9 protein-coding genes and 1 pseudogene are annotated in these 12,209 nt (G+C 37.4%); all 10 read right to left on the bottom strand.

The features are described from left to right. Nucleotides 1–32 precede the first annotated feature (32 nt). Nucleotides 33–191, bottom strand: a pseudogene (locus AC3IRT_RS01220) (DapH/DapD/GlmU-related protein); the annotation flags it as partial. A gap of 330 nt (nucleotides 192–521) precedes the next feature. Continuing rightward, nucleotides 522–1,688 carry a glycosyltransferase gene (locus AC3IRT_RS01215; protein ID WP_489394728.1) on the bottom strand — a complete coding sequence of 389 codons (1,167 nt, stop codon included), beginning with the start codon at nucleotides 1,686–1,688 and terminating at the stop codon, nucleotides 522–524. A gap of 90 nt (nucleotides 1,689–1,778) precedes the next feature. Further along, on the bottom strand, nucleotides 1,779–2,906 hold the full coding sequence (locus AC3IRT_RS01210) for an EpsG family protein (protein ID WP_489394727.1): 1,128 nt from the start codon (nucleotides 2,904–2,906) through the stop codon (nucleotides 1,779–1,781). Next, complete coding sequence (locus AC3IRT_RS01205; RefSeq protein ID WP_489394726.1) at nucleotides 2,903–3,781, bottom strand: glycosyltransferase family 2 protein; 879 nt, start codon at nucleotides 3,779–3,781, stop codon at nucleotides 2,903–2,905. The genes AC3IRT_RS01210 and AC3IRT_RS01205 overlap by 4 nt, the downstream gene beginning before the upstream one ends. Nucleotides 3,782–3,787: 6 nt before the next feature. Continuing rightward, the gene (locus AC3IRT_RS01200) at nucleotides 3,788–4,918 is read right to left on the bottom strand and encodes a polysaccharide pyruvyl transferase family protein (protein WP_489394725.1); all 1,131 of its coding nucleotides are present in this window, start codon (nucleotides 4,916–4,918) and stop codon (nucleotides 3,788–3,790) included. Between the two features lie 6 nt (nucleotides 4,919–4,924). Next, complete coding sequence (locus AC3IRT_RS01195; RefSeq protein WP_489394724.1) at nucleotides 4,925–5,953, bottom strand: nitroreductase family protein; 1,029 nt, start codon at nucleotides 5,951–5,953, stop codon at nucleotides 4,925–4,927. Further along, complete coding sequence (locus tag AC3IRT_RS01190; RefSeq protein ID WP_489394723.1) at nucleotides 5,950–7,476, bottom strand: lipopolysaccharide biosynthesis protein; 1,527 nt, start codon at nucleotides 7,474–7,476, stop codon at nucleotides 5,950–5,952. Before AC3IRT_RS01190 ends, AC3IRT_RS01195 begins: the two co-directional genes overlap by 4 nt. A gap of 15 nt (nucleotides 7,477–7,491) precedes the next feature. Next, nucleotides 7,492–8,604, bottom strand: a complete 1,113-nt coding sequence (gene gmd / locus AC3IRT_RS01185; protein WP_489394722.1) for a GDP-mannose 4,6-dehydratase — start codon at nucleotides 8,602–8,604, stop codon at nucleotides 7,492–7,494. A 205-nt stretch (nucleotides 8,605–8,809) separates the two neighbouring features. Further along, nucleotides 8,810–9,760 carry a GDP-L-fucose synthase family protein gene (locus tag AC3IRT_RS01180; protein ID WP_489396088.1) on the bottom strand — a complete coding sequence of 317 codons (951 nt, stop codon included), beginning with the start codon at nucleotides 9,758–9,760 and terminating at the stop codon, nucleotides 8,810–8,812. Nucleotides 9,761–9,767: 7 nt separating this feature from the next. Next, nucleotides 9,768–12,146, bottom strand: a complete 2,379-nt coding sequence (locus AC3IRT_RS01175; protein ID WP_489394721.1) for a GumC family protein — start codon at nucleotides 12,144–12,146, stop codon at nucleotides 9,768–9,770. Nucleotides 12,147–12,209 lie beyond the last annotated feature (63 nt).

Genomic DNA, 12,209 nt, shown 5'->3' with positions numbered 1-12,209 from the left:
TCTATGTGTTTTTTCTCATCAGAACCGCTCATAAATCTTCTTCTAATTATCCTTGCAGGAACTCCGCCTACGATCTGAAATGGTGGAACATCTTTAGTAACTACCGATCCAGCGGCAACAACACTACCATCACCGATTGAGACACCGGTCATAATGATACTATTAGTGCCTATCCAAACATCGCGACCTATTGATGTTTTGGCTAAAGACGGTCTCCCTGAAAATGTCATTGGTACCCCAACTTGCTCGAAATTATGGTCTCCTCCAATAATTTGTACGTTTGGCGCCAACATACTGTATCTTCCTATGGACACTCCTGGATATATCTTTGCATTTTCTCCTACATAAACATATTCCTCAGCTACCAGATCTGGACTAATCTTACATTTGCCACCTATATTAAATGTTGAATGAACCTTTTTTAATCCATACCAATATTTTGACTTCAAGCGTTTTAAAGACCTATAAAGTAATGCTATGTCGTCGCTCTGTTTAAGTATTTCAATAATTTTCATCTTCATTTATTTTTTTAGAACATTTCTAAAAATTGCTGCTTGATTAATCGGATTATACTTGGTATCGATGACATTATAACAAGTGCTGACCAGCGACTGGCTTTTAAAAGGATTCTTTATTAACCAAGTTTCGATTTCCTCTGCTAGGCTTTCCAGTGATTCATATTTGTAAAGACTTCCAGTCTCACCTTGAATTATCGCCTCGACCTCAGGCATTTGAACGTTCAAATTATCATGTGAAATCACTGGCGTACCATAAGATAACGAATGTATCGCTGTAAGTCCCACTTCGCCAGGCGTTACGCAGAGGTCAGAGTTTGCTAGGTATGTAGCGTTCTCAGCTTCATCATAGATCGCTCCTAAAAACTTAACCGTATTACCCAAGCCAAGTGTTGTCGTTTGAGTTTCTAAATTCTGTTTTTCTTCACCGTCACCAATGATCAACAAATTAAAAAAGGCTGTATTATATTTTGACTTCAAAAGAGATTGAACTTGGATAAGCATATTTAACCGCTTAATCTTATTAAGTCTTCCTATAAAAACAACAATCGGTACATCAACATTTCCGAAATGAGTGCTTCTAAACAATTCAACTCTTTGCTTATCATAGGGCAGGCGTAAGTTGAGACTTTCACTGTAATTCAGTGAATTATAAATCACGTGAATGTTATCACCCGTAGTTACATTATACTTTAATAACGTTTTAGCCGATCTATTTCCATAAAGAAAAAAACCGTGAGCAAGCTTATAGAAAGCAAATAGCTTTACTCTATCAAATGCTGTTATCTTTTCTCTATAAACACCATGCATCCAAAAATAAACTTGTTTACCCTTCAATCTTGCGAGAGCTGCGGCTACCCATGTAGAAATAAAATATGGTGATCCGAGAAAAATATAAGTATCTGAACTAGACTTTAAAACATGTCGTACTAAATCGCTTTGCCATAGCAACTTTTTCCTGAACAACCAATAGTTTTTAAGTATTTCCCATCTTAGTCCTCCTTCATAAATTGGCTTTTTTGAAAGGGATGGATCAACTTTTTTAATATTAATTTCGCTAGTAACGCCAGATAATATAGTCAAACTTAAATCAGAATCTAAGGCCATCAACTCTTGGAAAATAGGCAAGCGATATAATGCTACATAATGATAAACAATTGCGATTTTTTTCATAGGTTACTAGCTAATACTTATATAATTTTTCATCCTTCGAGCTCATTTCACTTTCCTACTTATTACATTTATTGCCATTTAAAATCTGGATTAACTCCAATAAAAATTAAAGGGCGTCATTCCATTGGCACCTGTGAAAATTTCATAGTAGAATATAAGTAGAGCTATAGAAACAAAAACAAATCCTACAACCTTATCAGAAAACTTACTAGATATATAAAATAGATAATAACATAGATAGGCAGCAATGATAAATCTAAAAGAATAGAAGTATACGTTTATTCGATTCATTACCATAAAAGAACCAAAAATAGGTCTTAACAAAACTCCGATAAAAAAAAGATTGTAGTATATCTGAAATCCAGTAGCTTTAAATATTCGAGACAAATATGGATAGTAGTACACTATCATGAAGATCATAATCCAACTTAGAAGTGTACCAAGCCCTGTATTCTGAGCTATTTGAGTTTCGCCCCGACCGTCACTAAGATCATAGGCAGAATACCCCAGAGACATAAAAACACTTGAAAATGTATTCCAAAGATAACTAAGTAATATTTTACCCAGTATGAAGGAAATGCCTATTAAGATATATTGCATTACCCTCCCTTTGAAAATATTATCTCTATTAACTAGGTAATAAAAAGGGAGTAACACTATCGCACTTTTGTGAAAAAGGCTTGCTAAAAAAATAGTTAAAGCGTAACGTATAACAGATCTTTTAAAGATAAATGTCGTACCATAGAAAATAATCATGAATGCTATGTATTGCCGCATGACGTTATTCATGGTCCCAAGTAAATACGTGACTAGAAAGAAAGAAGATAAGGGTAGCAGGAATAACAAACGCTTATTCAGATGCCCACCAAAAAAGAAAATTATCTGAAAAAACGAAGTAGCAATAAACAATGAAGAAAAGTGAAATTGGTAGTCTGCAAATGTATTAGTAATTAAAGCATAGAAATATTCCCATCTATCCCCATCACTCAGGGATCCTACTCCAGTTTTCATAATATGCTGATACTCGAGCATATAAGCTTCGTAGTCTATTCCAACTTTAAATCTTGAGCCATTTAAAATAGAAAATACACATACTATCAGTGACAGAACGACGTACGAAGTGTATCGTTTGGTCGGATCATGATACGTACGCTTTATCCACAAAGCTCCCAGTACCAAACTGACAAGATATACTGTATATATTATTATTGCAATCATCCCTTCGATACAAACCTATTTTCTAGCCAGACATATAAAATATTCCATACGCCTCCTGATCCATGCTTTTTATGTATCCTTCTAAATTCAATCAACTCCCTCAAGCCGTATTTTGCGGCTCTTTTCAGATAGATAATTAAAGAAATTTGATATTTCGACAAATCTCGGTTTTGCAAAAAGGCATTGTACCGAACGGCAACAGAGAATCGACTTCTATTTCTATTTTGATCATAACTACTTGTAAGACTCCCTTTGGTTACCGTGACATTATAGAGGCAATCGTAAGATGCTTCAACTTTGGTTGCAAAATAGCCCGTCAGCCCTGAAAACATCATATCATTACTTGCTGGCACTTCGTCAAAACGTATGTTATTCCGGTCGATCAAATCTTTAGCAATCATTTTCCCCCAAGGCACGAAGTGCATTAGCCTGAGTTTCATCTCGTGATGTTTGGATTTATTTTCTAAATAATCATTCACTAACTCATTATAATTGTCTGCCCGATTAGCCACCACTCCACTATCAGAATGTGTTGATTTACTCTGGAAATATATTACATCTGCTTCGCTATTATGGAATCTATGAAGTGTATCAAAGGCCTCAGGCAGAAAAAAATCATCAGCATCGGCAAATACGATCCATTTACCAACTGCAGAATTTAAACCTACGTTTCTCGCGTGACCTGCACCTAACTTCGGATCTGAATATAATATCTCTACGCACCCCCTACCTTCAAAACTATTTTTCGGAATGCGAACTTCGCTATTGTCAACTACAACAATTTGAATATCTTCAAGCTGAGGTATAGACGCCAAAAGTCTTTCAAGAAGCTGGAAGGAGTTTTTATGAGGTATTACAATAGAAATATTAATCATATAATCCTACTTAACTGCCCAAACCTTATCCCACATTGTAGCAGACGCTTGTTTTAATTCTGATTGCTTAGATTGCAATTTTTGTTTTACATTCCCATTGTTCTCTGAGTCTAAGAATGAACGCATTCTATCTAGAATCACTTCGGATGTAGTGCCAACATCTAGAACTTGGTTTTCTAACCCATAATCTTCGAAAAGCAGCTGATACTTATGACTCCAACTTGTAGCTATACAAGGAATGGATTGGCTTAATGCACTCGCAACACCATGAAATCTAGAAGAAAAAACGGCATACGATTGTCCAATAACACCCTTTATTTCTTTAGCATTTAAACCAGAAATAATGGGAATTTCATGGGCCAGCTTACTATTTATCTGCCTACATATTTCGAGGTCGCCTTCTCCTTCATGATTAAGTAAAAAAGCTTCATACCCACATTTTTCAACAGATTGAATAACATTCATCACACAATCTAAATATGCTCCAGGCTTCAACCCTCCGTGGGTGACCATTTTCTTGTTTGGAATAATGCACACTTTGCCCTTAACATCGACATTTGCTGGTACAGTTCCACTTAGGAGATTTGTAAAATCGGTCGAAACAATCGTTTTATTCGATTGAGGATTAACTTCTAAAAAATACTTATAAGAAACATCTTCTCTTGCAATTACAAGATCTGCATATTTTTCAATTATACTAGCAACCCGCTTTCCATTGGGAGTTCTAAATGGCCCAAGCGCTTGAGGAAGAAAGATTATTCTAGTATTAGCCTTTTTCATATTCTTCATGTAAGACTCAAACACATCTACATATTTACTATCCCTGTTCCATTGATCTCCATACTTGAAACCGCTTCCATCAAGAAGTATATCCACTCTATTTGATGGATGCATAGTGGTAAAATAACTATTAGGTAACTTGAATTTAGATAGAATTACACTTGGGGTAATACCAAATCTCAACCTAAGGTATCCAGTAACTCTTTGGTTAACATCTAAATCTTTATATCCACTATCGTAAGCATTGTAAACTATTTCTGCCTGCGGATAAACCTTTTCTATCTGTGCTAATATTGAATAGAGCATTAATTCTGCTCCCTTATTCAACGTATTTGTACCATCAATCTGAATTACCATTTTTTATTAATTAAATTTTCTCAAACTATCTAAATTCATTTTTTCGGAATACGCCACCATACCTTCAGGATCTGGATATCCAACGGCCATACACATAATTGGTCTTTGATGAGGCTTCAGCTTGAGGCTCTTTGACATTTTCTCTTCCAAATGCTCTATATCCGGCCAATTAATGGAGCATGAACTTAACTTCAATGTTTCCAACGCTAAGATGAGACTCATATTTGCTAATGAAGCGTCAATATAAATGACATGACGATCACGTTCATTAAAGTAAGCATCTAAATTTCCTATAGTTACGATTAGCATTGGCACATTGTGTTGATATCCTTTAATGCCCATTGGAATATTAACCACTTCCTTAAGTAATTCAGGATCATCAATAATTCGGTATTCAAAAGGTTGTCGATTACATGCTGATGGTGACTGATTAGCAGCTAAAAGGGCTTTGTCAACCAAATCGCGTGGAACACGTTCTTGTAAAAACCATCTTACCGACCTTCTAAATTTTGTTAATTGCAGGAAATCTTCGTAACTAATTTGCGGTCTATTCTCCATATTTCGTTTATATGGAATTGACCTGACATCTAAGTTTCCTTCTCCAAAATCATTAATGATTTTTTGAAATCGATCCCGCTGCCGATCTATAACTATGTGCTGGCCTGTAACTTGAAAATATTCTTTCAGGACATCATAGGCCCACTTGATTTGGGATCCCACTACGCATTGATTAGAAACAAATATCGATTCAAATTGATCAAGAGTTTCAACTAAAAAATCGACCGCAAATACTTCTCTACGTGGTATCATTAGTAGTCCTTTTTCAATCCGATGGATATTTCGAACCAAAGTATAAAGACTCTCTTTCTGATTTGTACTTTCTTTGAGGTGCTTAACTCGTCCATTAAGCACTGCATGCATCTCTCTTCGAAATTGAGAATTGACTGCAAAATAATAGAAACTACTCCCGAACCTCGTCTTCGAGAAAAATTTGGGAAGAATTTCATTTTTTAATTTTTTCAAATAAACTTTCATAAAACTTTTTTTCTTACCTTCAAAACCAAATCTTTAACAACCTGCTTCTCAGAATATTCCAATCCAAAAAACCAAATGCAAAGTGAGTACAACAAACTAGATGTTACAAAAATCAGAAAGAAGTTAACCCAACCATCTGTCAAGTTTAAGGACAAAGAATAAACAACTATTACAGATGGAGATAGTGTGAAAATGCTCTTCAATATGATAGAAGTGAAATATTTCTTGACCTTAAATCCGGTGAGATATTCAAAATAAAACATTCTAAAAACTGTAGAGAGACATTCTAGACCAAATGATATGTATAGGATTGATTGTGGTGGATAACCACGTTGTAAAAACAAGTATCCAATTGGAAGTGTAAGTAACTGCATCCCCCCAGCTACGATCTGATACACACGAATTTTTCCAATCGCCTGAACAGCCGTCATCAGACCTAGATTTATCTGATTTGCCATAGTCAGTAACAAAATGGCTTGACAGAATATAACTGTATATTCAGGCACCTCCTTTAGCCATTTACTAAGCACAAAGTTCATCTGATAAAACATGGGTAATGCAAAGAAAGTAAATAGGTAAAATGAAAGCCTATTTGCACTTAACGCTAACTTAATCATGCGATCTCTATTATTAGCTCCTTCGCTCTTCATGATTTGAGGCCGCATAGCTGTCATCAACGTTTGCGAAAAAAACATCAGTTGACCATTAATTTGATTTGCAATTCCGTACGCCGCATTGACCACAGTTGAATAAAACAGATTTAATACAATTGCTACACCTTGATTTCTACCAATTGCACACATAGTTCCAAAAAGATTCCAACTAGCAAATGTCGTCAGTGTCTTTATTTGATCACCATCAAATTGACTCCAAATTGCACCTCTGCATTCCTCGTATTTAAGTCTTGAGTACCTTCTCTTTATAATCCTTATTATTATTACTGAAAAAAGAGTAAACAATCCGAAATACATTAGTTTATCTCCAGAAACGAAATAGAGACTCGCAGCAACGACTATTTTAAAGATAGCTTCGAGTACACTTATGATAGCTAGGAAAACCATATTCTCTCTTGCGTTAATCACTGCGTCATAAGGCACTGAGATTACCGTAATGAATGTTGATATGACAAAGAAATGCAATATGATTTTCGCAATTTCTAATCTATCAGATGGAATTTGCAGCTTATTACTAATCAAGTACAAACCAAGAGTCTCCAATAATAAAACTATAATTAACCCAATAATTAGATGAAGCAAGATACTGTTGGCAAATATTTTCTCCAACAAATCTGGTTTCTGCTGCCCCAAATTAAAAGAGATAAAACGTTGGGTAGATACTGTCATAGCTGCATTCAAGAAGGACAAAGAACTTACCACCCCACCAATTACATTAAATAATCCAAAATCTGACGCACCTAGTGATTCAAGTAGAAGCCTAGTCGCATAAAACGTAATTAGCGCAGTTAATACCGCTCTCGCATATGTTATACCAGTATTAAAAACAATTCTGTGAGAAGATTTCAAAATATACAAATTTTGTTACCCTACAATATGCTCCCATTGGGTATTGTAATTCCCTTTCATCAAGGCAATATCAGACACGACCATTTCGGACACTAATGCCGCTAAATCGTATTGTGGTTTCCAGCCTAACTTGGTTTTTGATTTTGTAGGATCCCCTAATAATAAGTCTACTTCAGTGGGTCTGTAATAGGTAGGGTCTACGCGTACGACAACTTGACCTACTTCAAATTGATACTCCGTATTGTTCACGCTCTTCACCGTGGCAATCTCCTGTTCGGCTTCGCCGGTAAACTCTAATTCTACTCCGACTTCTTGGAACGCCAAACGCACAAAGTCTCGCACCGAAGTAGTGATACCCGTTGCAATTACATAATCCTCCGGTTCATCTTGCTGTAAGATTCGCCACATGGCTTCTACATAATCTTTTGCATGCCCCCAATCGCGTAAAGCATTCATATTACCTAGATACAAGCACTCTTGTTTTCCTAAAGCAATGGCTGCCGTAGCCATCGTAATCTTACGGGTCACGAAAGTTTCGCCACGACGAGGTGATTCGTGGTTAAACAGGATACCATTACATGCATACATATTGTAGGCTTCACGGTAGTTCTTCGTAATCCAAAATCCATAGATTTTGGCTACACCATAAGGAGAACGTGGGTAAAAAGGAGAACTTTCATCATAAAAGCCCTCGGAGTTTTTATTTTCTTCTAAACCACCATATAGCTCTGAAGTAGAAGCCTGATAAATCCGTGTTTTATTCTCTAGTTTTAGGATGCGTACTGCTTCCAAAATACGTAAGGTACCTAGACCATCTACATTACCCACATATTCAGGCGAATCAAAAGAAACTTTTACATGCGACATCGCGCCTAAGTTGTAAATCTCGTCTGGTTGTACTTCCTGAATAATACGAATTAGATTAGTCGAGTCTGTTAAATCACCATAATGCAGCTTAAAACGCACATGCTGCTCATGCTGATCGATATACAGGTGATCAATACGGTGGGTATTGAAGGAGGATGCTCTACGCTTCACGCCATGCACCATATATCCCTTTTCTAATAATAATTCGGCTAGGTAAGAACCATCTTGCCCCGTAATACCTGTAATTAATGCTGTTTTCATGTATTGTCGTAATTAGTACAAAGTAGGTAGATCATAAATACTACCTAAGGTTGATGTCTATTTTATGAGATTGGTTTCCTTTAGATCTGCCTTCGGCGGTTGTCGTTGCTCTCCTCGCAATGACGATATCTTAAAGTTTGAATCCTTATCCGCTTGGCTTTCCAAGAGATCGCTTCGTCGTTGCTCTCCTCGCAATGACGGTGTCTTAAAGCTTGACTTGCTTGTAATCTTGCTGATTGGCCAAAAACCATTCGTATGTCTTGGCAATTCCTTCGTTTAATGCTACGGTGTGCTTCCAACCAAGGTTATGCATTTTAGAGATATCCATAAGCTTCCGCGGCGTGCCATCGGGTTTACTGCTATCCCAGATAATATCTCCTTTATGCCCGACAGCCGCTTGTATGGTCTCCGCCAGTTCTTTGATCGTCAAATCTTCGCCCGTCCCCACATTATATAGATACTCTGGTAATACATTCTCCAAAGCAAACAAAACAGAATTGGCGAGATCGTCTACAAATAGAAACTCGCGCATAGGCGTGCCCGAACCCCAGAGTGTAACGGGTACATGACAATTTTCTTTGGCTTCATGAAACTTGCGAATCATGGCCGGTAAAACGTGAGAGGTATTTAGATCAAAATTGTCATTAGTACCATACAGATTGGTCGGCATCAGGCTCACAAAGTCCTTTCCAAATTGCTTGCGAATAGCTTGACAGGCTTTAACTCCCGTAATCTTGGCAATGGCATACCACTCGTTGGTCGGTTCCAAAGAATCTGTTAATAAATATTCTTCTTTCAACGGTTGTGGCGCCAATTTTGGATAGATACAAGATGATCCCAAGAAAACGAATTTCTTAACATCGTTTCGATAGGCAGCATCAATCAGATTATTCTGAATCTGCATATTCTCCATCAAAAATTGGTAAGGATAATCATTATTCGCTAGAATGCCACCTACACGAGCCGCCGCATCAATAACTACATCCGGTTGCTCTCGCTCAAAAAATTCTGAAACAGCTTGTTGATTCCGCAGATCCAATTCGGACGAGGTACGTACAATCAGATTGGCATATCCATTACTTTCTAACATTCTCATGACTGCTGAGCCCACCATCCCTCTGTGTCCAGCTATGTATATTTTAGCCTGCTTTTCCATGTATCGTTTATTTACGCTTGAATAGTTGTTGCCACCATGTTTTGCTTTTCCCTTCTTGACCGTATTCACCATAGCCGTATCCATAACCATAACCGTAGTTACTGTAATAGCTTCCGGTAGCCTTCACATCATTCACCACGAGTTGTATCGGCTTAATACGATCTTTGGCAACAAGGTCATTTGGAATACGCAGTTGCTCTTTATAAGTATGGCCATGTCTTACCAAATAAAGACATAGATCCGCATAACGATTGAGCAATTGTGCATCGGTCACCATACCAACGGGAGGAGCATCCATCAGCACATAATCGTATCTTTCCTTTACGGCCGACATTAATTCTTCTGCCCTTGCACTAATTAACAACTCAGCGGGATTAGGTGGAATAGCACCGGCCTGAATTAGATCGACATTTTCATGCACACCGGATGACATAACCACATCTTCTAACCGCATTTTGGGACGTACGACATAGTGAGAAAATCCTTTTCCGGCGGACAAGCTGAGCTTAGTGGTAATGGAAGGCTTTCGTAAATCCAGCTCCATTATTAGAACTTTTTTGCCTAATAAAGCCAGAGACACAGCCAAATTAAGCGCCACATAAGACTTTCCTTCACCCGACATGGAAGAAGTAAAAAGAATCGTTTTGTTGCCTTGCAAGGCAAACTCCAGATTGGTACGTATCGCGCGAAACTGCTCGGCAATGGGTGAGCGGGAGGTTTTGGTAATTACGACCTGCCCTTGCTCGTCTGAATGAGAAACAGTACCGAGTATCGGCAACTTATTTTCTCGCTCAATATCGTCCATACTCATCACTCGAACATTGAGTAGGTTTTTGATATAGAGCAATCCAATTGGAAAAATCAAACCAAAAATCAAACTAAAAGCATAAACAATTTTTTTCTGAGGAGCAAAAGGTAGCTCTTGAGATTTTGGCGAATCTATGATTTTTGAATTAGAAACATTGGCAGTCCTACTTATAGCTGTTTCTTCCCATTTCTCCTGAAGGAAAATATATTGTGCTTGTTTGATTTGTTGTAACCGAGCTAAATCTATATATCCTCGTTCAATCGTTGGTACACGCTGAATCTGAGAGGTCAATTGATTAGACATCTGAGACTGTTTGGAACGCGACAACTCGAGATTACGTTTTGTAGATGCCAAACTGCTAATCATATCTTCTCGTACTCCAGCAATCTGCACCGTGATGTTCTTTACCAATGGATTATCTTCTGTATTGGCAAGCAATAGACGCTCTCGCTGTAATATTAATTCGTTGTAGCGATTAATTAATGCATTAAATGCTACATCATGAAGAATCACAGAAGCAGGTACCACACGGGGATTGTTGGCATCACGTAGGTAGTTAGACATGGCATCCAAGCTAGAAAGTTGTACATCGATCTCAGCCAAACTCTTAGTGTAACTTGCCGAATTCTCTAGCAAGATTCTACTCTGCTCAGCCATATCCGCCAGTTGCGTACTCTGTTTATAGCCAGAGATGCGATCTTCTACTCCAGCCAACTCTTCTTTAATAGTGCTTAATCGTGCGTTAATGAACGAGAGAGTTGAGTCAGCAATTATATTTTTGTCTTGTAGATTTCTTTCGACATATTTTCTAATCAAAGTGGAAAGCAATTCTTCTCCTCTTTTTGGTATAGATGTTTCCAAAGTAAGATCAATAGTTGACACAAGTTTATTGGTTACCCCGACCGATAATCTATCACTGTAAGATGCTACAGCTTTTTCCAAAGGTTGAACTGTAAAACCATACGTCTCCCCTTCAACTACTGGCTCATTGCTATAGCTAACCTGAAAAGTACCGACTTGCCTGATAGAAAATGAACTACCAACAGAAACGATTATACTGGTGTCTCTATTCTCAAGAATCACCTCGTGATTTCCAGCAGCTCTAAATTTGAAACTAGTACTGATACTAATTGAATCAGGATTACTTAGTAGGTTAAGTCTATACGGGGATGCTGCAACTGGAACATTATGCACTTTCCCAAGATTGTAATAATTGATGTAAGCCGATTCAGCTAAAACCATCTCACGCATAAGATCCGCTGTTCGCAAGACTTCAACCTCGTTATCAACAGAACTCTTCCCCCCCATAATCCCAGATAAATCACCCAGTACTGACGAAGATAGAAGGCTACCACCTTTTTTTTCATCTGAAACTAAAATTTGAGCTCCTACCTTATACGACGGGATTGTATAACGTAAATAAGCAAATGCTAACAAGAAACCTATGACAATACATATTACAAATACATACCAATTCGCTATTAGCTGTCCTAAAAATCTAATAAACTCCCTGTTATCATTAATTTCTGATTTCGAATCGATATGGAGATATTCTTTTTTTTCCACTTTTCTATCCATTTAAGTTATAACGTAAATTTTCAACAATTATCAGTTACTGTACGTGTACTGAAACTATCAGTC

This window comes from Sphingobacterium sp. KH_072 (genome assembly GCF_057837975.1).
The sequence above is the reverse complement of the archived record's forward strand: the minus strand, read 5'-3'. Positions and strand labels throughout refer to the sequence as shown.